This is a genomic window from Ferrimonas balearica, from assembly GCF_019802085.1.
GTDB lineage: Bacteria > Pseudomonadota > Gammaproteobacteria > Enterobacterales > Shewanellaceae > Ferrimonas > Ferrimonas balearica_B.
The window spans coordinates 1,098,906-1,121,670 of record NZ_JAHVHV010000001.1; the positions used below are offsets into that span (position 1 = coordinate 1,098,906).

At 64.7% G+C, this 22,765-nt stretch carries 21 protein-coding genes; 9 read left to right on the forward strand and 12 right to left on the reverse strand.

Annotation, left to right across the window (positions count from 1 at the left end; all coding sequences use genetic code 11):
• The first annotated feature begins 165 nt into the window (after positions 1-165).
• Together KUV81_RS05050 and KUV81_RS05055 are read left to right on the forward strand one after the other, a co-directional pair.
• The gene (locus KUV81_RS05050) at positions 166-1,374 is read left to right on the forward strand and encodes a hypothetical protein (protein ID WP_222542753.1); all 1,209 of its coding nucleotides are present in this window, start codon (positions 166-168) and stop codon (positions 1,372-1,374) included.
• A 111-nt stretch (positions 1,375-1,485) separates the two neighbouring features.
• Positions 1,486-1,932, forward strand: a complete 447-nt coding sequence (locus KUV81_RS05055; protein WP_222542754.1) for a hypothetical protein — start codon at positions 1,486-1,488, stop codon at positions 1,930-1,932.
• Between the two features lie 60 nt (positions 1,933-1,992).
• Here the strand turns inward: KUV81_RS05055 and dkgB are convergent, their stop codons facing one another.
• Positions 1,993-2,796 (reverse strand): 2,5-didehydrogluconate reductase DkgB, encoded by an 804-nt coding sequence (gene dkgB, locus KUV81_RS05060; protein ID WP_222542755.1) that lies wholly within the window; start codon positions 2,794-2,796, stop codon positions 1,993-1,995.
• Positions 2,797-2,955: 159 nt separating this feature from the next.
• On the opposite strand from dkgB, the gene KUV81_RS05065 reads away from it, so the two are divergent.
• The 3 genes from KUV81_RS05065 to KUV81_RS05075 all read left to right on the forward strand — a co-directional run bounded on the left by KUV81_RS05065 (position 2,956) and on the right by KUV81_RS05075 (position 6,026).
• Positions 2,956-3,642: a rhomboid family intramembrane serine protease gene (locus tag KUV81_RS05065; protein WP_222542756.1), complete on the forward strand. Its 687-nt coding sequence runs from the start codon at positions 2,956-2,958 to the stop codon at positions 3,640-3,642.
• A gap of 191 nt (positions 3,643-3,833) precedes the next feature.
• Positions 3,834-4,127 carry a hypothetical protein gene (locus KUV81_RS05070; protein ID WP_222542757.1) on the forward strand — a complete coding sequence of 98 codons (294 nt, stop codon included), beginning with the start codon at positions 3,834-3,836 and terminating at the stop codon, positions 4,125-4,127.
• A 129-nt stretch (positions 4,128-4,256) separates the two neighbouring features.
• Positions 4,257-6,026 carry an alkaline phosphatase D family protein gene (locus KUV81_RS05075; RefSeq protein WP_222542758.1) on the forward strand — a complete coding sequence of 590 codons (1,770 nt, stop codon included), beginning with the start codon at positions 4,257-4,259 and terminating at the stop codon, positions 6,024-6,026.
• 47 nt (positions 6,027-6,073) lie between these two features.
• Here the strand turns inward: KUV81_RS05075 and KUV81_RS05080 are convergent, their stop codons facing one another.
• The 3 genes from KUV81_RS05080 to KUV81_RS05090 all read right to left on the reverse strand — a co-directional run bounded on the left by KUV81_RS05080 (position 6,074) and on the right by KUV81_RS05090 (position 10,586).
• The gene (locus KUV81_RS05080; RefSeq protein ID WP_222542759.1) at positions 6,074-7,453 is read right to left on the reverse strand and encodes a sigma-54-dependent transcriptional regulator; all 1,380 of its coding nucleotides are present in this window, start codon (positions 7,451-7,453) and stop codon (positions 6,074-6,076) included.
• Positions 7,450-9,426 (reverse strand): ATP-binding protein, encoded by a 1,977-nt coding sequence (locus KUV81_RS05085; RefSeq protein WP_222542760.1) that lies wholly within the window; start codon positions 9,424-9,426, stop codon positions 7,450-7,452. The genes KUV81_RS05080 and KUV81_RS05085 overlap by 4 nt, the downstream gene beginning before the upstream one ends.
• Before the next feature lie 101 nt (positions 9,427-9,527).
• Positions 9,528-10,586, reverse strand: coding sequence for a porin (locus KUV81_RS05090; protein WP_222542761.1), 1,059 nt, complete (start codon positions 10,584-10,586; stop codon positions 9,528-9,530).
• A gap of 351 nt (positions 10,587-10,937) precedes the next feature.
• Here KUV81_RS05090 and KUV81_RS05095 point away from each other — a divergent pair, with 351 nt between their 5' ends.
• Complete coding sequence (locus KUV81_RS05095) at positions 10,938-12,722, forward strand: flavocytochrome c (protein ID WP_222542762.1); 1,785 nt, start codon at positions 10,938-10,940, stop codon at positions 12,720-12,722.
• Positions 12,723-13,103: 381 nt separating this feature from the next.
• Here the strand turns inward: KUV81_RS05095 and KUV81_RS05100 are convergent, their stop codons facing one another.
• Together KUV81_RS05100 and KUV81_RS05105 are read right to left on the reverse strand one after the other, a co-directional pair.
• Positions 13,104-13,868: an alpha/beta fold hydrolase gene (locus KUV81_RS05100; protein WP_222542763.1), complete on the reverse strand. Its 765-nt coding sequence runs from the start codon at positions 13,866-13,868 to the stop codon at positions 13,104-13,106.
• 75 nt (positions 13,869-13,943) lie between these two features.
• Positions 13,944-14,522 carry a GNAT family N-acetyltransferase gene (locus KUV81_RS05105; protein ID WP_222542764.1) on the reverse strand — a complete coding sequence of 193 codons (579 nt, stop codon included), beginning with the start codon at positions 14,520-14,522 and terminating at the stop codon, positions 13,944-13,946.
• Between the two features lie 136 nt (positions 14,523-14,658).
• Here KUV81_RS05105 and KUV81_RS05110 point away from each other — a divergent pair, with 136 nt between their 5' ends.
• Complete coding sequence (locus KUV81_RS05110) at positions 14,659-15,552, forward strand: L,D-transpeptidase family protein (RefSeq protein ID WP_315900041.1); 894 nt, start codon at positions 14,659-14,661, stop codon at positions 15,550-15,552.
• A gap of 61 nt (positions 15,553-15,613) precedes the next feature.
• Here the strand turns inward: KUV81_RS05110 and KUV81_RS05115 are convergent, their stop codons facing one another.
• On the reverse strand, positions 15,614-15,874 hold the full coding sequence (locus tag KUV81_RS05115) for an Lpp/OprI family alanine-zipper lipoprotein (RefSeq protein ID WP_222542765.1): 261 nt from the start codon (positions 15,872-15,874) through the stop codon (positions 15,614-15,616).
• Positions 15,875-16,097: 223 nt separating this feature from the next.
• Between KUV81_RS05115 and KUV81_RS05120 the strand changes: the two genes are divergently transcribed.
• Positions 16,098-18,281, forward strand: coding sequence for a DUF6351 family protein (locus tag KUV81_RS05120; RefSeq protein WP_261389196.1), 2,184 nt, complete (start codon positions 16,098-16,100; stop codon positions 18,279-18,281).
• Positions 18,282-18,287: 6 nt separating this feature from the next.
• Here KUV81_RS05120 and trhA read toward each other — a convergent pair whose 3' ends face one another.
• From trhA to KUV81_RS05135, 3 genes are read right to left on the reverse strand one after another with little or no spacing between them, the layout of a single operon-like run.
• Positions 18,288-18,968, reverse strand: a complete 681-nt coding sequence (trhA, locus tag KUV81_RS05125; protein ID WP_222542767.1) for a PAQR family membrane homeostasis protein TrhA — start codon at positions 18,966-18,968, stop codon at positions 18,288-18,290.
• A 44-nt stretch (positions 18,969-19,012) separates the two neighbouring features.
• Complete coding sequence (locus KUV81_RS05130; RefSeq protein WP_222542768.1) at positions 19,013-20,002, reverse strand: esterase-like activity of phytase family protein; 990 nt, start codon at positions 20,000-20,002, stop codon at positions 19,013-19,015.
• Positions 19,999-20,523, reverse strand: a complete 525-nt coding sequence (locus KUV81_RS05135; protein WP_222542769.1) for a GNAT family N-acetyltransferase — start codon at positions 20,521-20,523, stop codon at positions 19,999-20,001. Before KUV81_RS05135 ends, KUV81_RS05130 begins: the two co-directional genes overlap by 4 nt.
• A 91-nt stretch (positions 20,524-20,614) precedes the next feature.
• Between KUV81_RS05135 and KUV81_RS05140 the strand changes: the two genes are divergently transcribed.
• The gene (locus tag KUV81_RS05140) at positions 20,615-21,013 is read left to right on the forward strand and encodes a VanZ family protein (RefSeq protein ID WP_222542770.1); all 399 of its coding nucleotides are present in this window, start codon (positions 20,615-20,617) and stop codon (positions 21,011-21,013) included.
• On the opposite strand, the gene KUV81_RS05145 is transcribed toward KUV81_RS05140, so the two are convergent.
• A complete protein-coding gene (locus KUV81_RS05145; RefSeq protein WP_261389292.1) occupies positions 20,979-21,698 on the reverse strand; it encodes a metallophosphoesterase in 720 nt (239 codons plus the stop codon). The genes KUV81_RS05140 and KUV81_RS05145 overlap by 35 nt on opposite strands.
• A gap of 88 nt (positions 21,699-21,786) precedes the next feature.
• Positions 21,787-22,719 carry a lipid A deacylase LpxR family protein gene (locus KUV81_RS05150; RefSeq protein ID WP_222542772.1) on the reverse strand — a complete coding sequence of 311 codons (933 nt, stop codon included), beginning with the start codon at positions 22,717-22,719 and terminating at the stop codon, positions 21,787-21,789.
• Positions 22,720-22,765: the final 46 nt, after the last annotated feature.

Here is a 22,765-nt window from a genome sequence, read left to right on the forward strand (position 1 = left end):
GGATAAGAAAAGCCCACCCACTGCGGTGGGCTTTTTTGTGCCCGGGTTGGGGCTGTTACGCATAGGGGCATAAACACAAAGCCATTGTATTGAATGGGGTTTTGCCGCATGTTGCGACTTCAATATGGACGTTGAGGGCGTGGATGCCCGTACAAGGAGAGGTTGATGAAGCAATTGAAAAGGCCGCTGGCCGGGGCACTGCTGTGCCTGTGGGCGACCGGCGCCTGGGCCGAGGCGCTGTGGAAGGTGGAGGTGACCGACACCAACAACTTCCAGACCCTGTCGGTGGAGTCCGCCGAGGAGTTGAGCCTGGGTCAAGACCCGGCGCTGATGGCCTACGTGATGGAGCGGGTGCGCTTTGCCGGCCACTCGGATCCGGATCTCTTTATCGAGGTGATGGATTGGGTGGCCAGCCAGTGGCAGCACGATGGCATGAACCAACCGCCGGCGGGGATGAGCTCACTGGAGATCCTCAAAAGCGTGCACGAGCAGGGGGAGCGCTACCGCTGCGTGGAGTACGGCCAGGTGATGGCGGACATCCTCTCGGCCATGGGCCACCACAGTCGTCAAATCGGCCTGCAATCCACCGACGTGGCCTACGGGGGCTTCGCCATGGGCCACGTGGCCACCGAGGTGTGGTCCAATGCGCTGAACAAGTGGGTGTTCTTCGACCCCCAGTTCAGCATCTACGCCCAGCACCAGGGGCAGTACCTCAATGTCTACGACATCTTCGCCCTGAAGCAGGCGGGCCAGTTTGAGGCCATCGACTTTGTCATCACCCCGGCCTTTGCCGCCGCCAACGCCCTGGAGCCGCAGAGCGTGGCAAAGGAGTACGCCGGTTTCTTGGGCAACTACCTGGGCTTTCACACCTCCTCGCGTCACCTCTATGGCAAGCGCCAGCGGGTCTACCTGATGATGGAGGCGCAGCAGCCGGCGCTGACCTTCCAGGGGATGGGCTCCGAGTCGTTGCGGGTGTTCACCCGCATGCCCGAGGTCGCCTACCCGCAGCTCAATCAAACCCTGGTCTCCCTGACGGCCCTGCCCAGTGACAACGACGACGGCAACTTCCAAAAAGTCATGGAGACGTTCGATATCCAGACCAACGAGGACTACCTGGCCCACATGTGGCGGGTTGCCGCGCGGGGGGAGCTGTCGATGCAGCTGCACAGCGCCATGAACGGCTTTGATCGTTTCCAGGTACGCCACAACGGCGGCCCCTGGCAGGACCTGGAGGGCGACCGCCACAGCTTGACCCTATCCCAGGGCGCCAACCGGTTCGAGGCCCGCAGCGTCTCGGCCCTGGGGGTGCTGGGGCCGGTGACCTTTATCGAGGTGCACTACGGGCCCGACGAGTCTGAGGACCCCAAAGCCTAAGCGCCAAGCCCGTCCCGGTGACGGGCTTTTTTCTGTCTGTAAAACAGTGGTATAACGACTCAAACGTCCGGCCAGTCGGGCCGCAGAACAACCCAAAAGGATGGCAATACCATGAAAGGACTTCGTACCCTGGCGCTCGGCCTCACCCTGGCGCTGTCGATGCCGCTGCAGGCGGGGGTCTACTCCCAGGATCTCTCCCGCTGCCTGGTAGAGGGCTCCACCACCGAGGACAAGTTCCTGCTGGTGAAGTGGATGTTCAGTGCCGCGGCGCAGCACCCGGCGGTGGGGGACATCGCCGATTTGAGCGAGGCCCAGGCGGATCTGATCAATCGCGATGCCGCCAACCTCTTTGTCACCCTCATCACCGAGGTGTGCAAGGAGACCGCGGTCAAGGCGGTGAAGTTCGAGGGGCCCAAGGCGCTGGAGGGGGCGTTCGAGGTGCTGGGCCAGGTGGCGGCCACCGAGCTGTTCGCCAGCCCCGAGGTGGCCAAGAGCCTGGCTGGGCTGGAATCCCACGTGGACAACGCCAAGCTGGAGGCGACCTTCTCCGGCCAGTAAGGCGGCCCTGACAACACACACCCCGCTTCGGCGGGGTGTGTTGTTTTAAGCGGTGGAGACTCAGTCCCAGTCCGGGGCGAAGTCCGGGTTGGCCAGGCGTTCGCCCCGATCCAACCGCTCGATTTGCGCCATGTCCGTTTCGTCCAGGGTGACGTTTGACGAGGCCAGGTTGGCTTCCAGGTTGGCGGCCTTGGTGGAGGAGGGGATGGTGGCCATCTCCAGTTGCCGCACCCAGGCCAGAGTAACCTGGGCCGGGGTGACGCCGTGCTTGTCGGCGATCCCCAGGATCACCGGGTCGCTGAGCACCTTGCCCACCGCCAGGGGCATGTAGGCGGTCACCTCGATGCCGTTGGCTTCGCAATGATCCACCACCAGGGCGTTTTGCAGGTAGGGGTGCACCTCCACCTGGTTGGTCAGCAGGGCACCGCTGCCGAGGATCTCAATCGCCTCATCCATCTGGGCCCGGGTGAAGTTGGAGACGCCGATGTGGCGGGTCAGTCCCTGGGTCCGGCAGGCCTGCAGACACCCCAGGTAATCCTCCATCGACGGCCCGGCTTTGGGGGGCCAGTGGATCAGCAGCAGATCCACATAGTCGGTCTTCAACTTGGCCAGACTCTCTTTGACGCTGTCGATAAAGCGCGCCGGGTCCAGGTTATCCAGCCACACCTTGGTGGTGAGGAAAAGCTCGCCCCGGTCCAGGCCGCTGTCGGCGATGGCCTGGCCCACTTCGGCTTCGTTGCCGTAGATCTGGGCGGTGTCGATGTGGCGGTAGCCCAGCTGCAGCGCGGTCTTGACCGACTGGTAGGCGACGTCCTCTTTCAGGCGAAAGGTGCCAGCGCCCATGGCGGGCAGGGGGGAGGTCATGGGTGTCTCCTTAGGGTTGTCAGGCTGTCCTTGGGTTGAGTCATCGAAGAATATGGTGCGCGCCATTGATTTGCGAACTTTTCTCCCCCATGTGATGTGAGAGAGGCCGCCGTGGCCGGGTCCTCTTGTTAGCCCCGAATCAACCACCAAGGAGCATCGATGACCCCAGCCCGCCCGGACCGAACCCTCTCCCAGAGCGTCCTTTTGATGAGCTGGGTGCTGCTGGTGCTGTGGATCATCAAGGCCGCCGAATGGCTTTTGGGGATGGATCTTTCGGTGCTGGGGGTGGCCCCGCGCACGCTGCCGGGGCTGGTGGGGATCCCCCTGGCGCCGCTGATTCACGGCTCCGCCGCTCACCTGGCGGCCAACAGCGTGGGGCTGCTGGTGCTGGGGGCCGCGCTCATCTACGGCTACCCCAAGACCCGTTGGAAGGTGGTGGCCCTGGTGTGGCTGGTCAGTGGTGTGGGCGTTTGGCTGTTTGCCCGCCCAAGCGTGCACTTTGGGGCCAGCGGCCTAACCCATGGGATCTTCTTCTATCTGCTGCTCTCCAGCTTGCTGCGCCGGGACAAGCGCTCCCTGGCGCTGATGATGATCGCCTTTTTCATGTTCGGCGGCATGATCTACAGCATCTTTCCCCGGGAGATGGGGATCTCCTACGAGTCCCATCTGGCCGGCGCCATCGCCGGGGTGGTGGGGGCCCTGCTGTGGTGGCGCCAGGATCCCAAGCCGGAGGTGAAACGCTACGACTGGGAGGGGCAGGGGGCCACCGATGAGGAGGACCCTGAGGATCCCATCGGCGATCTCTGGCGTCGCAATCCGGACGACGAGCCCCCCTCCAAGCCCTGAATCCGCCCTTGGGTGCCCAATCTCCGGCAACCCCCTCGGCGCCTTTACCCCAGACGTTAAGCTCAGGTTAGGGCTCACCCCCTAGTCTCTTGCCCGCGCCCTGCGAGCCTAAACGCATGGTGGCGATGAGGAAAAACCATCGGGGGATCCCGATTGCCGAGATGAGGGGCACTGGCGTGGTAGGCGGGAGTATGACGGGAAAGGGGCTGATAAGCCTGTTGCTGCTGTGCAGTCCGGCGCTGGCGGCGGAACACCCTTGCGAGCCGGTGGGCGAGATGGCCGAAGCGGTGATGCTGTCGCGCCAACTGGGCACCCCTATGGCGGAGGTGATGTTCGACGCCGAGGTGGCGCTGCTTCGGGAGATGGTGATCGCCGCCTACATCCACCCCCGCTGGCCGGAGCAAGCGCGACAAACCCGTGCCGTGGCCCAGTTTCGTGACCGCTTCGAGCGCCGCTGCAATCAGGCACAGGGCCCACGTCCCTAAGCTGTCCGAGCGCGCGTTTCCCCCGGGGTGGCCTTTTCGGACAGGGGATCCTGTCTTCAATGGTCACTTGACCGACATAAAGCGTTGCCAATATGTTGCCGGACTATACGAAGACCAAGGAAACAGGCAATGCATCAGGGACTTTCACGCCGTCACTTTCTCAAAATTTCCGCCCTCGGCGCCGGCAGCGCCGTGCTCTCCATGGGGCTGACCGCCTGCAGTGACAACGACCAGGACAGCGATCCCAACCCGGTGGCCGCCCGCTTTGATCATGGGGTGGCCAGTGGCGATCCCAGCCACAAGGGGCTCATCCTCTGGACCCGGGTGACCCCGGAATCGGAGCAGAGCGTGACCGTGAGCTGGGAGGTGGCCAGCGACGCTGAGTTCACCCAGCTGGTCACCAACGGCAGCACCACCACAGGGCCGGAGCGGGACTACACCGTCAAGGTGGACGCCCAGGGGCTGGAGTCGGGTCAGCGCTACTACTACCGGTTCCGCTGCGGCGAAACGGACTCCCCGGTGGGCCAGGGCAAGACCCTGCCCGAAGGGGCGGTGGAGCGGGTCACCCTGGCGGTGGTCAGCTGCGCCAACTACCCCGCCGGTCACTTCCACGTCTATGCCGAGGTGGCTAAGCTCAGTGAGCTGGATGCGGTGGTGCACCTGGGGGATTACCTCTACGAGTACGAGCAGGGGGGCTACGCGTCCGAGGATGCCGAGGCCCTGGGGCGCCAGGTGGTGCCGGCGCACGAAATGGTGAGCCTGGCGGATTACCGGGCCCGCTACGCCCAGTACCGCACCGATCCCAAGCTGCAGGCGGCCCACGCGGCCCACAGCTTCATCTCCGTCTGGGACGATCATGAGATCGCCAACGACGCCTGGCGTGATGGCGCCGAGAACCACAACGAGGGGGAGGGCGAGTACGAGGCGCGCAAGCTGGCGGCGCTGCAGGCCTACTTCGAGTGGTTGCCGATCCGGCCTCCCAGCCAGGCGGACTTCAGCGATCTTATCTACCGCAGCTTCGCCTTTGGTCAGCTGGCGGCCCTGCACATGATGGACACCCGGGTGATCGGCCGCGATCAGCAGCTCGATTACGCCAACTACCAGGACCCGTCCACCGGCGCCTTCGACGGCGCCCGTTTTGCCGCCGAGATCAGCGACCCCAACCGCACGCTTTTGGGGGCGGAGCAGCTGACCTGGCTGCAGGGGGAGCTGCTCACCAACGACGCCACCTGGCAGGTGCTGGGCCAGCAGGTGCTGATGGGCACCATGGTGCTGCCGGCGGCCATCGCCACTCAGCAGATGTCCCTGTCGGAGTTTGCCGACCTGGCCTACATCGCCCAGCTGGCCCAGCGGGCCCAGGCCGGAGACACCTTGACCCAGGAGGAGCAGGCCTATCTGCTGGTCAACGGCCCCCGGCTGACCCCGGAGGTGATCGCCGCCCTGCAGCAGCCGTCCATCCCCTACAACCTGGATGCCTGGGACGGCTATGCCTACGAGCGGGAGGTGGTGCTGGGCACGGCGCTGGCGGCGGACGCCAACCTGGTGGTGCTGGCCGGTGACACTCACAACGCCTGGGCCAACAACCTCTTAAACGCGGCCGGGCAGGCGGTGGGGGTGGAGCTTGCCACCGCCTCGGTCACCTCGCCGGGCCTGGAGTCCTACCTAGGGATCGCCCCGGAGGGGGTGGTCGAGGCCGAAGCGGGGATCCAGTCTCTGGTGGCGGGGCTGGAGTACGTCAACGTGGCGGACCGGGGCTTTATGACGGTGACCTTCACCCCCACCGAGGCCCAGGCCCACTGGCAGTTTGTCAGCACCATCAAGTCCGAGGACTACGCATTGATGCCCGACAGAGCTAAGCGGATGAGCGTCGCGGCGGGCAGCAAACGCCTGAAGGCGTAACCGCTCAAAGAAAAAGGGCCCGACTCCAATGTCGGGCCCTTTTCGGTTCAGGCCTTGTGCTTGGCCAGGCGGCGGCTCAGGGCCGATTGGCTGAGGCCCAAAAGCGCCGCCGCGGCGCTTTGGTTGCCGGCGGTGCGACTCATCGCCTCGTCAATGAGCAGCTCATCCATCTGGGCCAGGGTGGGGAGCTGGGCGGGGAAGACCAGGTGGTCTGCCGGGGTGGCGTCCTCACTGGCCGGCACCGCCTGGCGAAAGGGGTCCAGGCATAGCCGGCCCTCCTGGCTGCGACTGACCGCATCGTAGGCCAGGGCTTCGAGTTCGCGCACGTTGCCCGGGAAGGGGTGACGTTTAAGCAGGGGGAACACCGCCTCATCGATGGGCAGGGGCGCCTTGCCCATCTCCTCGCAGGCGCGGTGCACAAAGTGGCTGAGCAACAGCGGCAAGTCCGCCGGCCGCTCCCGCAGGGGGGGCAGGCGAATTTGGTGGGCCTGCAGGCGGTAGTAGAGCTCGTCTTTGAGCCTCCCCTGGCGCATCAGCGCATCCAGCGGCTCGGTGGCGGCGCAGAGGATCCGACACTGGCTCTGCTGGGGACGATCGGCCCCCAGGGGGAAGTATTCGCCGCTTTGCACCAGGGTCAGTAGCTTGGCCTGGGTGTCCGGGCCCAACTGGTCGATGCCATCGAGAAAAAGCACCCCGGCCCCGGCGCTGCGCACCAGCCCGGCTCTGTGAGTGTCGGCCCCGGCGAAGGCCCCTTTGACGTGACCAAACAGGGTGTCGTCGATGGCATCGGCGTCCAGGGCCGCCAGGTTGACGGAAACAAAGGGGTGCTGGGCCGCGCTGGTCTGGTGGATCGCCCGGGCGATAAGGCGCTTGCCGGTGCCGCTTTCGCCGCTGATGGCCATGGGCTGGCGGCTGACGCTGAGCGCCTCGATGTAGCGGAAGATGTCCAGCATCGACTCGCTGCAGGTGAGGATCTCGGCAAAGGCCTGGGGGGTCTTAAGCAGCTTGTCGAGGAAGCGGCTGCTGAGGTTCAGGTAGGCCTGCTCCAGGTTGGCGATCTCCAGCGCCCGCTTGACGCTGGCGGCCATGGCGGCCACCTCGCCGGTCTTGACGAAAAAGTCGTAGGCGCCCTGGCGCATGCAGCGTACTGCGGTGTCCACCTCGTTGACCCCGGTGACGATGATCACCCGGATCTGTGGGTGGCGCTGACGAATTTGGGCCAGCAGCATCTCGCCGCTGACGTAGGGCATGGTCAGGTCCAGTAGCACCAGGGAAAAGGGGCTTTGACCCAGGCGGTCCATCACCTTGCGGCTGTCCAGGCAGGTCTCCAGCAGGGCGTCGGGCACCAGGCGGTTGAGGGTCATGGTCATGCTGCGCAGCCAGCTGGCTTCGTCGTCGACAATCAAAATGGACTTGCTGTGGCTCATGCCAGCGCCTCCTGGGCAAAATGAATGCGGATGCGCGTCCCCTGGCCGGGGGCGGAATCGATGGTCATCTGGGCGTGGTGTTCGGCGAGGATCCGGGCGCACACCGCCATCCCCAGCCCGGTGCCCCCCTCGGCACGACGGGTGGTGAAGAAGGGCTCGGTGATCCGCTCCCGCACCGCATCGCTCATGCCGTGGCCGTTGTCCGCCACCTCCAGGTAGGGGCGTCCGTTGGTGACGCCGGTGGTCAGCTTAAGCCGACCCTCCTGTTGGGGCAGCGCCAGGCAGGCGTTTTGGATCAGGTTGATCAGCACCTGCTCCATCGCCTGCTGCTGGGCCTGGATGGCGGGCAGGGCGGGGCACAGCTCGGTGGTAACCTCGAACGCCTTATGCTGGTTGGTGGTCAGGCGCAGGGAGGTGGCCACCACGGCGTTGAGATCCACCTCCTGGGTGGGCTGGTCCTGATCCGGTTGGGCGTAGCGCTTAAGATCGCTGACGATGGTGCTGATCCGCCGGGCGCTGTCGCCGATGCTCTCCTGGCTGTGGGCCAGCTCCATCATCGCCCGGGCCGGGGGCAGGCCGGCGATCTGCCAGAAAGGGTCCTCCTGCTCGTAGGCCTGCCAGGCCGGGGCCAGATCCTCCAGGGCATCGGACAGCAGGGCCACGGACTGCAATATCAGCCCGGTGGGGTTGTTGATCTCGTGGGCCACGCCGGCGGAAAGCTCCCCCAGGGAGGCCAGTCGGCTGGCCTTCTCGTTCTCCTGGCGCAACAGCACCTGCTCGGTGATCTCCACCCCCATCACCACCACCTGCTTGCGCAGCAGAGGGTGACACTGGATCTCCCAATGGCGGTTGGCCTGGTCCCGGTAGTGGCCCATCCAGGGGCGATGGTGCTTGATCACCTGGCCCATGCGCCGGTCCAGATCCAGCGGCCCCTGATCGTTGGTCAGCTGCTGTTTGATGGACAAAAAGGCGTTGGCCTTGTCGTTGCCCCACAACCGGGTGCGATCGGCCTCGTAGAGCACGATGCCGTGGGGCAGGCCGTCCAGCACCGACTGGAATTGACGGGACAGCATGGCGTAACCGCTCTCGGCCTTACGCCTCTGTCGCAGCTCGGAGCGCAGCTCCTTGTCCCGGGCCTTGAGCCCCCGGCTCATGCGCCAGGTCACCAGCATCCCAATCATCGACAGGATGGCCACGGCAAAGGCCGCCTGGGTGTAGCGGTTCTGGGTGGCCTCGAGGTCCACCTTCTCCCGACCCACCCCCAGCCACTGGTTGAGCAGGCGGTCGTACTCGCCGCTGATCTTCATCTGCCGCAGTTGCTGGTTGATGGCGGTGATCAGCGCTTGGTTGCCCCGGTAGCTGACGTAGGTGAAGGAGCCGTAGATCAGCGGATCCGAGGCGGAGTGCACCTTGTCGTAGCGCGGCTGCAGACGGCGGGCCACGTACTGCTCGGCGATCACCAGATCCACCTGGCCCCCTTGCAGCATCTGGAAGCCGGTCTCGTAGAGATCCACCGGCACGATGTCGAACGCCCACTCCTGCCCGGCCAGGAACACATCAACAAAGGAGCCGGTTTTGACCGCGATGCGCATCCCCGCCAGTTGCGCCCAGTCGGTGATGTAGGGCTGGGAGGGCAGGGAGTAGGCCTTGGCGAAGGTGGTGAAGATGGGGTCGGACTGGGGGTGGGCCCGGGGCCGATCCACCGGGCTGACCGCCACCAGCAGATCGATCTCCTGGGCATCGAGCTGATTCAGAAGGGTTTGCAGGTTGTGGCGTCGCACCTGAACCTCGCGGCCCATGCGTTTGCCCAACCGCTGCATCAGCTCCACGTGCAGTCCGGTGTCCAGGCCGTTTTGGCGCCACTCGAACGGCGGCGTGTGGGAGTGCACCCCCAGCACGATGGGCTCGGCCGGCGTCTGGGCATGGGCCGGCAGGGTCAACATGAGCGCCAGCAGGCAAAAGAGTCGTTTCATACCGGGATCTTAAAGGGGCCTTGGGCGGATTGGCGTTGCCCAGATCGCAAAAAACGCCCGACTCGGAGGACCGAGCCGGGCGCGCGCTAGTGACACGAAGGTCAGAACTTGAAGTGCATGCCGACGGTGACCAGGTTGTCGGTGTCGTCGTACAGCTTGGCGGAGGCGGTCTCCACCTCGGCGTCGAACACACTGTAGTGGGCAAACAGCTTGGTTTGCTTGGACAGGGCGTAGTCGGCACCGATGGCGTAGTTGGTCACCTTGGTGCTGTCCACGTCCGCCTTGTTCAGGTCGCTCAGGCTGCCTATCACCTTACCGATGTAGCCGCCGTTGCCGGAGTCGTCCTGGCCGTAACGGGCCTTAAGGCTCAGCTTGTCGGTCAGGCCGTAGGCCAGGTCGATGATGAAGCCGTCGCCATCCAGGTTGTCGTGTTCGATGTCCTGGGTGTTCTGGTAGATGGCGCCGATTTTGAATTTGCCTAGTTTGTATTGGCCGGTGGCGCGCACCGCTTCATCGCCGCCGATACCGGCGTTGTAGGCCACGGCAAAGAAGTAGGGCTGGCTCTTCATCATCTTGTCGCCGTAACCCAGGGTGACGGAGTAGGGATCCGCATCCTCAGGCGCCTGATCTTTGCCGTAGTAGTCGTCCTCCAGCAGGTAGGAGGCGATCACCTGGAAGCCGGCCATCTTGGGGCTGAAGTACATTACCTGGTCGCCGTGGCGGTTGTTGCCCGCCAGCAGGCGGTTCATGTCGGTGTTGGTCAGGTTGAACTGGTCCACCTTGCCCTCGGCCAGCATAAAGGCCTGGTCGTGGCGACCGAAGATCAGTCGGCCCAGTTGGCTGGATTCCATCCCCAGGTAGGTGTTGCGGGAGGAGAAGGGATCGGAGCCGTTGCCCTGGTCCATGGCGTTGACCTGGACCTCGGCCTGGTACACCACCTTAAGCGTTTCGCTCACGGCGTGGCTGCCGCGCACCCCGATCATGGAGAAGTCGTTCTCCAGCTGGGTGCCTTCGCCGCCGCCGGGGTTGCTGGCAAAACCGGTGTCGGCGTGGGTCACACTGGCACGGAAGGCGCCGTAGAATTGCGGCTCTTCGGCCTGGGCCACCAGGCTGGTGGCGGACAGGGCAACGGCCAGGGTGGACAGCGCAAATTTATTCATCATTTCCCTCAATCATTGGCTGTTTCAGACAGCGCCAGATTAGGGGGAGGGCAGACGCTGAAACGTGATGTGACGCCCACTTTGTCCTGCGGTGAAAAGCCGCGGTCGGAAGTGTTAACTCCTTGGCAACGCGAGAGGAAAAAAACAAAACCCTTCCACCGGGTTATGCGTTTTTGCATAGCCTGCCCGGTGGGGCTATGCGCCCTTGCATACGCCCATTTTCGAACTGTGACGGCCCGTGAGAAATTCACCCATCGCGGTGTTTTCACCGGGGGCATTTGCCAATAGTGGAGGGGAATTGACTGACCCCGCTGGACCCTTCCCCCAGTCGGGACACACTGGAGAGAGAGAATGAAAACCCCGTTTACCCTGTCCCTGGCCGCTGGCCTGGTCGCCGGTGTTCTGGCGGCCCCCACCCTGGCCGCCGATAACCTGGCCGGTTTCCACAACGACATGGGCGGCTGCCAAAACTGCCACAGTGACGCCAACCACCCCACCGACGACAACCTGACCTTCGAGAACGAGCAGTGTCAGAGCTGTCACGGTGACCTGGCCGAGGTGGCCGAAAGCGAACAGAACGTGGAGCACAGCCCCCACCTCTCTCACCTGCCGGGCGAGCCCGCCTGCACCAGTTGCCACAGCGGCCACGAGAAGTCCGTGGTCTACTGCGACTCCTGCCACAGCTTCGAATACGACATGCCTTTCGGTGGCAAGTGGGAGCGTCAGGAGCCGAGCATCGATGCCCTGGTCAAAGCCAACTCCGATCGGGAGAAAGCGCTGAAGGCTGCCCCTCGCGCCACCACCGACATCGTTGTGATCGGCTCCGGCGGTGCCGGCCTGTCGGCCGCCGTGGCCGCCCACGACAAGGGTGCCAAGGTGATCGTACTGGAGAAGGAGCCCCTGGTGGGCGGCAACACTAAGCTGGCCGCCGGTGGCATGAACGCCGCCATGACCCAGCAGCAAAAAGCCAAGGGGATCGAGGACAGCCTCGCCCTGATGACCGAAGACACCATGAAGGGCGGTCGCAACATCAACGATCCGGCGCTGGTTGAGGTGCTGGTGGGCCACTCGGCGGCCTCCGTGGACTGGCTGACCGGCCTGGGCGCCGATTTGAACGACGTGGGCCGCATGGGCGGCGCGTCGGTTAACCGTACCCACCGTCCCACCGGCGGTGCCGGCGTCGGGGCCCACGTGGTTCAGGTGCTGTACGACAACGCCAACCAGCGTGACATCGACATCCGCTTCAACAGCCGCGCGGTGGAGATCATCAAGGACGAGGCCGGCCAGGTGAAAGGGGTGCTGGTGAACGGCGCGCACACCGGTTACTACTGGATCAAGGCGGAAGCCGTGGTGGTGGCCACCGGCGGCTTCGGGCGCAACAACGATCGCGTCTCCGAGCTGGATCCCAAGCTGAAGGGCTTTGCGGCCACCAACCACCCGGGTGCCACTGGCGACGGTCTGGACGTGGCCAAGAACGCCGGCGCGGCGATGCAGGATCTGGAGTACATCCAGGCCCACCCGACCCTCTCCGTGGCCGGTGGTGTCATGGTGACCGAAGCGGTGCGCGGCAACGGCGCCATCCTGGTCAACCGTGACGGCAAGCGCTTCGTCAACGAGATCACCACCCGGGACAAGGCCTCCGCGGCCATCCTCGAACAAGAGGGCAAAACCGCCTTCCTCATCTTCGATGACTCCGTACGTCACTCCCTGAAGAAGATTGAGCGCTACATCGAGCTGGGTGTGGTGCCCACCAACGCCAGCCTCAAAGCGCTGGGCGAGGCCCAGGGGATCGACGGCGCCGAACTGGAGAAAACCGTGGCCCGCTACAACGAGTTCGTGGCCAGCGGTCAGGACGCCGATTTCGCCCGTCCGAACCTGCCCCGCAGCCTGAATCAGGGCAGCTTCTACGCCATCGAGGTGACGCCGGCGGTGCACCACACCATGGGTGGGGTGAAGATCGACAACCAGTCCGAAGTGCTCGGTGACGATGGCAAGGTGATCAAAGGCATGTTTGCCGCCGGGGAAGTCAGCGGCGGGGTGCACGGTGCCAACCGTCTGGGCGGTAACGCCATCTCCGACATCGTGACCTTCGGTCGCCTGGCCGGCGAGAACGCGGCCAAGTTCGTTAAGCAGTAAGCCAAGCCCTCACACGGCGTTTTGGCGGCCCCTCGGGGCCGCCTTTTTTGTGCCCGAATGCCACAGCTGCTTACAAACTGCCCTGCAAGGGAGGCGGGGATGGGGCGGTCCTGTGATTGTCTGGGGCGAGGCTTGGCCGTGAGCACGGCGATCGGATGAGCGGCCCGGGACGTATTGAGATTGCAGGCCCGGCCAGGGCCATTCGGACTCGGGGCCTACTGCAACGGGGATCGCCTTCCTCTCCTGATCCCCAATGGGGTGCCCCGGGTCCACCTGGTTTGGGTCCGGGTGGCGGGAAACCCGCCGTCGCGACGGCGGTATCGAGGCCCTTGGCGGCATCGATGAGCGGGTCTGCTCGGCAACCCCGTCATCCGGACCTTTCTAATCGGCGTCCTGTTGGTGGTTGAAGCGGCCCTGCTGAAGAAAGTGCAGGGTTTGCTCGATGACCAGGGGGTCGTCCCTCAGCCGATTGTGGTGGCGTGCCACCTCCAGGTAATCCGCCATGTTCGTCAATTGCGTGGACTCGGTGGCCACCAGACCGTCGTTGTCGGGCCCCAGCACAGGATCGCTCAGCCACCCCAGCAGGGCCGGTCGGTCGGTGCCGGCGATGATCCCGGCGGCAAAGGGCGGCTCGGGCAACTCGGTGACCATGCCGTCGCTGCCCAGCGCCAGGGCGGTGTCCCCCAGGCTCTGCACCCACCAACGCTCACCGTAATGATCCACCAGCGCACTGCCGTGGTTCGGCGTGCCGATCATCACCACCTGGCCCAGGCGTTCAGCAATGTCGGCACTGTCCGGCTGGGTGAAATACCAGCGGGTCAACAGGCCCCCCAGGGAGTGACCGACAAAGTGCACCCGGGCAGCGTCATCGCAGCAGCCGTTCAGCTGGGTGCGCACCTGCTGGTGCACCTGTTCCGGGGTTTTGCCCAGGGAGTTGTAGTCCAGCACCCGCACCTGGTACCCCGCCTGCTCTAGTCCGTCGGCCAGGGTTCGCATGGCCGAGGCGCTGCGGGCCAGACCGTGGATCACCACCACGGTCTCATCGGCGTAGGGGGAGGGGGCATCAGGCAGCTCGCGACTGCTGCAGCCGGCGAGGGCCAATGCAGCCACCAGCATCAGGGCGCGGCCAAGGGGTTTTAGGGTCATCGGGGCAGTGTCATTCAATGGGGTGTTCACAGCCTACCCCAAGTGCCATGGACCCAAGCTGAATTGCGGCGCGACTCAGCTCAGCGGTTTGACCATCAGCAGCCAGTCCCCGCCATGGGGGGCGCCAGGGTAGGGCACCAGGGGTTTTTGCGCCCGGGCCTCGAAGCCCAGGTGATCATAGAGCCGTTTGGCGGCGCGGTTTTCTGAGGCAACGATGAGGCTGACCGAAGGGCAGCCCATCTGAAGGGCACGCCGCTCGCTGTCTTTGAGCAGCACGCTGGCCAGCCCCTGACCCCGGTACGCTGCCCGTGTGGCCACGGCGTTGATGTACCAGCTGCCGGGGGCCTGGGACTCCAGCATCACCAGGGGGCGCACCACGTCTGGACAGTCGGACAGATCCTCCTCCGGGTAGGGATCCGGCAGGGCGTAGGCCAGGCACATGGCCACCACCTGTCCGCCCCCGAGGATCACCTGGGCGTGGCGGTAGCTGAAACCGCCTTCCTCCCGGGCAGCGCGACGACGACCCACTTCCTGAGCCGTTTCACCGGGTTCGGCCATCTTTTGCCAGAGATATTCGGGGATCCCCTCTCCGGCCAGGTTGATGAGATAGGCCAGTTGGTCGGCGTGTTGGGACAGTGCGGGCTGGATCTTCATGGCGCCTCCGGGCTGAGGGCAAGTGTAGCCGATGGCTCTGGCTCCCGACTCGAAGGAGTGGATCCCATTCAGGGCGCTTTTTATCCAGCGACGAGCTAGGTACACTGTCGCCTCCTAGCTGATTGGAGTGCCCGTTGTGCGTGCGTTGATTTCCCTGTTGCTGCTGTTGTGTTTGCCCGTCCAGGCCGCGATCTATTCCGCGCCGCCCAAGGGCAGCCGTTTGCTGGGCTTCCCCATGGAGCACCGGGTCACGCAAGGGCAATCCCTGGACCACATCGCCCAGGAGTACAACATGGGGCTGCTGGCCCTGATGGCCGCCAACCCGGGGGTGGATCCCTTCCTGCCGGCCCAGGGCAGCGCCGTGATGCTGCCCTCCCAGATGCTGCTGCCGGACGTGGCCCGCCGCGGGGTGGTGATCAATCTGGCGGAGCTGCGGCTCTACTTTTTCGACAACGCTCGGGGCCGGGTGCACGTCTTCCCCATCGGCATTGGCCGGGTGGGGCGGGAGACTCCGTTGGTGGAGACCCGGATCAGCCAGAAGATCAAAGATCCCACCTGGACGCCTACTGCTAACACCCGCAAGGAGTACCTGGAGGAGCGGGGCATCGAGCTGCCGCGAGTGGTGCCGGCCGGACCGGACAACCCCATGGGTCACCGGGCGCTGCGCCTCTCCTACGGCAACGGCGAATACCTGATCCACGGCACCAATCAGGAGTTTGGTATCGGCATGCGGGTCAGCGCCGGCTGCATCCGCCTGCGTCCGGACGACATCGAGCAGCTGTTTGAGCTGGTGCGGGTGGGGGAGCCGGTGCGCATCATCAACGAGCCGGTGAAGATCGCCCAGGAAGCCAGTGGCCTCTACGTCGAGGTGCACGAGCCTTTGAGCCATGACGAGGAGCTGGACAAGGCGGCTAAGAGCCTGGAGCTCAACGCCAAGCAGCGCAAGCTGCTCTCCAGCCCCGACATCAGTGAAACCCGGGTACAGACCCTGCTGCGGGAGCAGCGCGGCATGCCGATGGCGGTCAACTGAGCCGGTAATCGGGCAAACAAAAAGGGCGCCATTGGCGCCCTTTTTCGTGGATGGCCTGGCCTTATTTGCGGTAGCCAGTTGCCATGTTGTCAATGCGTGCGTTGGCGCGGGCAGCTTCAGCTTGCGCGTCTTCAGCAGCGGCGCGGGCGGCCTTGATGTCGCTGTTCATCTGGCTGTGGTCTGCGCGCAGGGCACCGACCTGATCAGACAGTGAGTCCACCTTGTTGGACAGTGACTGTACCTGAGCTTCCAGTTCCGAAGTGTTCGCACAGCCAAAGAGCAGGGCGCTCAACGCGAGACCGATAAACAGTTTTGCTTTCATATCCTCTCCTTAAACCTGACAACAACGACGCGAACGAGACGACCTGCGTTCACCTACACAACGTTGCGCCGTAGAGTATGGCATATTTATTCGCCACCACAAGGTTGTCACATCTCATAAGTCTTTGCCAATAAAAACTTTTGGCAGTAAAACGAGGTGAATCAAGGTTACGCAGGATCATTTCATTTACATCCTCCCCCTATACTCAACCAGGGAGGTGACTATGAAACGGGTCCTTTTGTCGTTCGCCGGTTTGCTTCTTGTCGCATTGCTGGCATTGGTGGCCTGGGGTCAGTACGAACTGCACAGCCATCCCTACGCCAAGCACCAGGTTCGAACCCTGCCCAATGGCCACGGCGATCCCCCGCCGATGGCCATTCCCCACCACCTGATGAACACCGAAAGGCCCAAGGAACGATTCCCCTTTCCCATCGCCCTGGGGGAGGTGGGGCCGGCCCAGCCGCTCTACGCCGGGGCCCGGCAATACCCCTTCTTCTGCATGACCATGGACTCTGGCCTGGGCCAACCGCTGGTGGACAACTTGGCTGGGGAGGGGGTGCCCATCTACGCCGAAGTGGACGGTGAGCTGACCGAGGAGATCATCGGTTACTCCCGGGATTGCCAGCTGGAGACGGCGCTGAGCTACTGGTACGTGGATGAGGACGGGCGAACCCACCCCTACGACCCCGAAGCCCCGGCCACGGACGTGGCGACGGTGACCGTGGACGGTGAGGCGGTGGCAGAGATCTACCGTCTGGAGACCGGCACCATCAACCGCTACCCCTACTACATCATGATGCTGGCGGATCCCAAGGCCCCGCGGGAGGACGCCCGCTTCTGGAGCAAGCAGCTTATCTACCAGTTCCACGGCGGCAGCGGCATCGGCTTTCGCCAGGGGCGACTGCGGCCGAGCAAGCTCATCAGCCTGCAGCGGCCCCAGCTGCAGCGCGGCTACGCGGTGATCAGCTCTACCGGCAACAAGACCTCCTACACCTACAACATGCTGTTGGCGGAGGACACCGCCCGCCGGGTCAAGCGTCAGTTCGTCAGCCTCTATGGCGAGCCGCGCTACACCATCGGCGTGGGGGGCTCCGGCGGCGGCCTGGCCCAGTACCTGCTGATGCAAAACGGCTCCGGGCTGTTGGACGGGGGACTGGCCCTCTACGCCTACCCGGACATGCTGAGCCAAACCCTCTATGGCCTGGACTGCGATCTGCTCAACACCTACTACGCCTTCCGCGCCGAAGATCCCGAGCGCTGGCAGGACTTCGATGCCCGCCCCTCGGTGGAGGGGCTCAACGCGGTGGCGGGCTTTGACCAGCGCGCCCCCTTCCTGGAGCCCCTCAACCAGCTGATCCGAGGCCACTGGCCCCGCTGGCCGGACGGCTCCAGCGAGTGCATCAATGGCTGGTTTGGCTTGTCCTCCCTGATTCACAACCCCCACCAGGGTTACCTGCGCCCCATGTTCAGTGACGACGTGGTGCGCCAGACCCACTGGAGCTACTGGGAGGACATGCATCAATTGCTTGGCCGCAACGAGCAGGGTTTCGGTCGCAGCACCTGGGACAACCGTGGGGTGCAGTACGGCCTCAAGGCCCTGCGGGAAGGGCAATTGTCCGCCGAGGAGTTCATTCATCTGAACCGCCGTATCGGTGGCTGGCGCCAAAGTCATGAGATGGAGCCGGAGACCCTGTGGGCGCCCTTTGGCAAGGTGTTGCCGTTGTGGCTGACGGTGTGGGGCAACCACAACGTCAGCGACGGGGCAGTGGCGGCGCGCACCCAAGGGGATGCGCTGGCCATCGAGCGGGCGTACCGAAGCGGCCAGGTGTTCCTGGGCTACAACCCGCTGCCGGTGATCGACCTGCGCCACTACCTGGAGGCGGAGCTGGACATGCACCACCTCTCGGCGTCGTTCGAGGCCAGGGCGCGGATTCTCGACTGGCATGGTCACACCGACAATCAGTTGATCTGGGTCTCCCACCAGGATCACACCCCGTTGGATGTGGCGTACGACGCCATGGAACGCTGGCTTGAGGCGGACCTCTCAGGGCAGCCTCGCCCTTCGGACCTGACCGATCAGTGCTTCGATGCCGATGGCCAGATCCTGGCCCAGGGCGCGACCGTATGGCACGGGGCCTGGAATGGCCGGGAGGCCGGGCCCTGCACCGAGCGCTTCCCGCCGTTCACCAACGCCCGGATCCAGGCCGGTGGGCCCTGGCAAGGGGCGGTGTTCCAGTGCCAGCGGATCAGCGTGGATGAGGCGTTGGCTTTGGGGATGTACGAACCCATCGCCATGGCAGAGCACCGCCAACAGCTCAACCGGGCCTTCCCCGAGGGGGTGTGTGATTATCGGTTTGGTGACATCGCCCGACCACCGGATCTGCACCCGGCGGCCCTGGGACGCTGAGCGGGATCAGGGGATGACGTAGAGGGCGATGGTCAGGCAGTGACACACCGCGCCGCCGAGCACAAACAGGTGCCAGATGGCGTGGGTGTAAGGCAGGCGCTTGGCGGCGTAGAAAAGGGTGCCCAGGCTGTAGCTGAGGCCACCGGCCAGCAGCAGGACAAAGCCGGCGGTGGGCAGCACGGCGTAGAGTTCCACGATCACCGCCAGGCTGGCCCAGCCCATGCCCAGGTAGGTGATAAGGGCGAGGCGCTTAAAGCGGTTGACGAAGAAGGCCTTGAACAGCACCCCAATAGCGGCGAGGGCCCAGATCACCCCCAGCAGCAGGTGGGCACCGTCGTTGTCCAGACTTATCAACATCAGCGGGGTGTAGCTGCCGGCGATCAGCAGGTAGATGGCGCAGTGATCCAGCCGCTTGAGCACCGCCTTGCTCGGACCGTGCTGGACGCTGTGATAGAGGGTGGAGCAGAGGAACATCAAAATCAGCGACGCCCCGTACACACTTATGGCGGCAATGCCACTGGCGGTGAGCACCGGGATCCCCTTGGTTAACATCAGGGTGAGGCCAACGATGGCGGCGGCCACGCCGAGCCCGTGGGTCGTGGCATTGGCGATCTCTTCGCCGACGGAATACGCCTTGATCTGCATAGAGGCGGTCTGTCCTTGCTTGGATTCTGTGAGGTCTGTCATCCTACCAGCTCCCTAACTCGGCGCACAACTGTTCGCTGAAAGTTTTACTTGGTCCACTCCAATAGCATTAGCAGGGTACGTTGCATTCCCGGGATCTGCCAATCGAAATTGTTATCAGCGATAAGCAAAAGGTAGGTGCGATCCTCATGGGTAAAGGCGGCGATCCCCTCGAAATTATCCAGCGCCCCCGGCGTGAGCCAGTCGCTGCGCAGGGTCAGCAGGGCCTCCCCCAACGGGGGGCGTTTGGGGTTGGACCAAGCCTCGGGACCGCCGGGGTAGCGGCTTAAGCCGATGGTGGTGGTGCCCTGGTGAAAGTGGCGGTGCAACAGGATAACGGAGTCGTCCGGCAGCCGGGTGGCGTCCACCGGGGGATAGGGCTGGGGCAGGGGCAGCGCCAGGGGCACCGGCTCGCGGTCCGGATGCCACAGCCAGGCCTGACGGTGGTCCTTGCCGAGGCCCTGGGGGCGGGTCTTTTCGGAGACCGCCAATAGGGGGCCAAAACCGTGAACAAACACCAAAGCCTCCACCCCGTCGTTGGCCTTGGGGCGGTAACCCGGCAGTTCAAGCCGCGGCACGGCCACCTGGCGGCGTCGGTCCAGCTGATAGAGCCAGGGCTCCCCGTCCCGACCGGCCAGCAGCAGCTCTCCGATTTGGGCGATGGACTCGACGTCCTCCACCGGCTCGCCCTCGGAGCCCAGCAGTTGGCCGTGGGCGTGGTAATCCACGGCGCTCAGCTCGGCCCCGCCCTGTGCCCCCGCGGCATCGGTCAGGCGCAGGTCAAAGCTCAGCCAGTGGCCGTGGCGGTCGGAGAAGCTCTGGAAACGCAGTCCACCCAGGTGTTGCAGGGTCGACCAGCCGCCCTGGTGGGTGTTCAGGCCGGTGGGCGGCTTGACCCACAGGGTGCCGGCGTAGCGCAGGCTCTCGGGCCAGCCATCCAGGGCGCGGGCCTGCTCGGCAGCCGGCCAGGGCTCGAAGGGCAGGGTGGGGGCCGGTGCCGCGGTCAAAGTGGCGGCAAGCAACAGGACCAGGCTCATGGGGTCTGCGCCTCGTACTCTTCCCGGGTCAGCCCGTAGATCTGCACATCGAAGCCGCGCACCACGTCATCACGCCAGTAGCGCTCCCCCAGCCCCAGGGCCAGGCGCTTGGAGGCCAGATTTTCTGGGTGGATGATGCTGATCACCTCCCGGCGATGGGGATCGGCAAAGGCGGCGGCCAGGGCAGCGCGGGCGCCTTCGGTGGCGAGACCCTGACCCTGGTAGGCCCGGGCCAGGGTCCAGCCAATCTCAAATCCCGGCCATCCCTCGGGCTGCAGGAAACCCAGTCGGCCGATGGTCTCGCCGCTGGCCTTGTGCTCCACCGCCCAGTGGCCAAAGCCCTTGAGCTGCCAATGGCCGGCCATCACTGCCATGTGCCGCCAGGCTTCCTCCCGGCTCAATGTGGTGCCGCCGAGGTAGCGCATCACCTCCTCGTCGGCGCACAGGGCGGCGTAGGCATCCAGGTCTTTGTCCTGCCATTGGCGCAGCCTGAGCCGTTCGGTTTCCAACTCCCGCATCATGCTGTTCGACTCCTCGCACTGTTAGGACACCTAGAGTAACCTGTTGTCTTTTCTTAACAAAGACGTCAGCAACAGGGTTAATGGAACGGACATGTTGAAGTGGTTGAGCGCAGGCGGTTTTCTGGCCTTTCTGCTGTGGGTGATCCTGATGGCAAACCGGGGTGAAGCCAGTGTCTGGTTTGAACTGGTGGGGGCAGTTCCCTACGGCGACAAGCTGGGCCATTTGGTGCTCTATGGCACCCTGGCGCTGCTGATGAACTGGGCCCTGGGGTGGCGGGCGTTGAGTCGCAGCGAGTGGCTGCAGTGGGGCAGCCTGTCGGTGGCGCTCTTTGCGCTGGCCGAAGAGCTGACCCAGGGCTTTTTACCCCGACGCACCCTGGATGGGTGGGATCTGATGGCGGATGGGGTGGGGCTGGTGCTGGCGACGGCCGTGTCGGTGTGGCTGAAACGGCGCCTCAGCGCACCAGCTCCAGGATCTGTTCCGCGCTGAGCAGGGAGAGACGTCCGGCGGGGTAGCCGGCACCGGTGTCCAGCCACACCCGGTTGCCGTAGCTGCGGAACATCTGCTGGGGTGTGTGGCCCAGCACCAGGGCATCGATGTTGGCTACCGGGGTGGGGTATTCCCCTTTGCCCATCCGGCTCAGGGTGTCCCGGGCCCAGAGGCAGTGAAACTCCTGGCGGCTGTCCAGGCCCCGTTGGCAGGCCTGGCGAAAGGACAGCCAGTCGTCGTGGGGGCACTCGGCGTGCACCACCCCGATGCGGGCATCCAGCGCCGGCAGCTGGATCTCCAGCCCCAGAGGCACCTCCGGCAGCAGACGCTGGGCCTTGGCCACCACGGCGTCGCGCTCGCCGTCCTCCAGCGCTTCGAACCACTGACCGCCGCAGCGCAGCCAGCTGTTCAGGCAGTCGGTGTCGCCACTTAGGGCGTCCATCAACATCGCTTCGTGGTTGCCCAGCACCGAGTGAAACCAGGGCAGCTCCAACAGGTCCAGGCAGGCGACGCTGTCGGGGCCGCGATCGATGAGATCGCCGACGCAGATCAGGCGATCGCCCTTTTCCGGGCTGAAACCCACGTTACCCAGCAGTTGACTCAGCTGGCGACGCTCGCCGTGCAGATCACCGATAAAGAAGGCGCGTCCTTCGATGCAAAGGGTGGCCATCTGGCCCGAATCCATGGTCAAACGAATCACAACTCCTTGAAAGCCAATACCCCAAGTGTAGCGATGGCGGGGCGGATTGGGGAGGGGCCGGAGAGAACCGGGGTCAGAATCGCCAGTAGAGACTCAGCCGGCCGTAGCGGGTCCAGGACTCGGTGGCCTCCCGGTAGGCCTGGCTGTCGCTGACCAGGGAGAAGGCGCCGCCAAACTGGCGGTAGTGGCCCCGCACACCCAAGGCGACGCTGCCCTGCCAGTGGGCCAGATCCACATCGGGGGCGGCCTCCGGTCGCGGGCCCTGCAGGGTGATGTCGTTGAGACGGTAGCGCAGCTCGCTGCCCACAAACAGCGCCCAGCCGGACCGGCTTTGGGGTGTTACCGGCGCCTGGTTCCAGTGGCGGCCGCGCAGATCATCCAGGTCGGTACCAAAACTCAATGTGGTGCCCAGGGCCACTTCGCTCGCCAGGTTACCGCCGAGCACCCGGGGGTGCAGGGCCCAGTCCCATTGGCGAGGGCCGTCGCTGCGCCACAGCCTCTGGTTGCGCTCCCAGCCCAGCTGAATGAGGGGGGTGTTCTCAATCTGGTCGTCCCAGCCATCGGGGGCGGTGCTGCCAAACCATTTGTGGGTGACCCGCTGCACCGCTTCGGCGCCGGAGGCCGGGCCCACCACGCCGAGCAGCAAACGGTACTGGTCGTCCCGGTCGGCCTGAAGCTTTCCCAGGGCGAGGCTCAAGGTCAGGGTACCGGCGTAGGGGCGTTCGGTAGCGTCCTGCTCCTCCTCGTCAAGATCCGACGGGGTCCACATCTTCTGGGCCAAGTCCAGCTGCCAGTAGTTGATGCCGCCGGTCAGGCCGTCGGCAAAGGGGGACATCCAGCGAGGAAGCGGGGCATCCGGTTTGCTGTAATAGCCCAGGAACAGCCCATTGGTGTAGTCGCCGTCGGTTTGCAGCACGACGTCGTTGTCCATCATCCAGTACCAACTGCCCGCGGTCGCTAAGGGGCTGACGGCGCACAGCAGGGCGCCACACAGGATCTTGCTCATCACCACTCCTTCGTGCAAGAAACCGTTAAGGCCACTGTAATGCGCC

Excerpts from the sequence above, each read along its gene's own strand:
- KUV81_RS05140 (WP_222542770.1), top strand. The coding sequence starts at position 20,615 with ATGTTGAAGTGGTTGAGCGCAGGCGGTTTTCTGGCCTTTCTGCTGTGG.
- KUV81_RS05095 (WP_222542762.1), top strand. The coding sequence starts at position 10,938 with ATGAAAACCCCGTTTACCCTGTCCCTGGCCGCTGGCCTGGTCGCCGGT.
- KUV81_RS05065 (WP_222542756.1), top strand. The coding sequence starts at position 2,956 with ATGACCCCAGCCCGCCCGGACCGAACCCTCTCCCAGAGCGTCCTTTTG.
- KUV81_RS05050 (WP_222542753.1), top strand. The coding sequence starts at position 166 with ATGAAGCAATTGAAAAGGCCGCTGGCCGGGGCACTGCTGTGCCTGTGG.
- KUV81_RS05135 (WP_222542769.1), bottom strand. The coding sequence starts at position 20,523 with ATGATGCGGGAGTTGGAAACCGAACGGCTCAGGCTGCGCCAATGGCAG.
- KUV81_RS05080 (WP_222542759.1), bottom strand. The coding sequence starts at position 7,453 with ATGAGCCACAGCAAGTCCATTTTGATTGTCGACGACGAAGCCAGCTGG.
- KUV81_RS05145 (WP_261389292.1), bottom strand. The coding sequence starts at position 21,698 with ATGGATTCGGGCCAGATGGCCACCCTTTGCATCGAAGGACGCGCCTTC.
- KUV81_RS05150 (WP_222542772.1), bottom strand. The coding sequence starts at position 22,719 with ATGAGCAAGATCCTGTGTGGCGCCCTGCTGTGCGCCGTCAGCCCCTTA.
- KUV81_RS05115 (WP_222542765.1), bottom strand. The coding sequence starts at position 15,874 with ATGAAAGCAAAACTGTTTATCGGTCTCGCGTTGAGCGCCCTGCTCTTT.
- KUV81_RS05100 (WP_222542763.1), bottom strand. The coding sequence starts at position 13,868 with ATGACCCTAAAACCCCTTGGCCGCGCCCTGATGCTGGTGGCTGCATTG.
- KUV81_RS05120 (WP_261389196.1), top strand. The coding sequence starts at position 16,098 with ATGAAACGGGTCCTTTTGTCGTTCGCCGGTTTGCTTCTTGTCGCATTG.
- KUV81_RS05130 (WP_222542768.1), bottom strand. The coding sequence starts at position 20,002 with ATGAGCCTGGTCCTGTTGCTTGCCGCCACTTTGACCGCGGCACCGGCC.
- trhA (WP_222542767.1), bottom strand. The coding sequence starts at position 18,968 with ATGACAGACCTCACAGAATCCAAGCAAGGACAGACCGCCTCTATGCAG.
- KUV81_RS05105 (WP_222542764.1), bottom strand. The coding sequence starts at position 14,522 with ATGAAGATCCAGCCCGCACTGTCCCAACACGCCGACCAACTGGCCTAT.
- KUV81_RS05075 (WP_222542758.1), top strand. The coding sequence starts at position 4,257 with ATGCATCAGGGACTTTCACGCCGTCACTTTCTCAAAATTTCCGCCCTC.
- KUV81_RS05070 (WP_222542757.1), top strand. The coding sequence starts at position 3,834 with ATGACGGGAAAGGGGCTGATAAGCCTGTTGCTGCTGTGCAGTCCGGCG.
- KUV81_RS05090 (WP_222542761.1), bottom strand. The coding sequence starts at position 10,586 with ATGAATAAATTTGCGCTGTCCACCCTGGCCGTTGCCCTGTCCGCCACC.
- dkgB (WP_222542755.1), bottom strand. The coding sequence starts at position 2,796 with ATGACCTCCCCCCTGCCCGCCATGGGCGCTGGCACCTTTCGCCTGAAA.
- KUV81_RS05055 (WP_222542754.1), top strand. The coding sequence starts at position 1,486 with ATGAAAGGACTTCGTACCCTGGCGCTCGGCCTCACCCTGGCGCTGTCG.
- KUV81_RS05085 (WP_222542760.1), bottom strand. The coding sequence starts at position 9,426 with ATGAAACGACTCTTTTGCCTGCTGGCGCTCATGTTGACCCTGCCGGCC.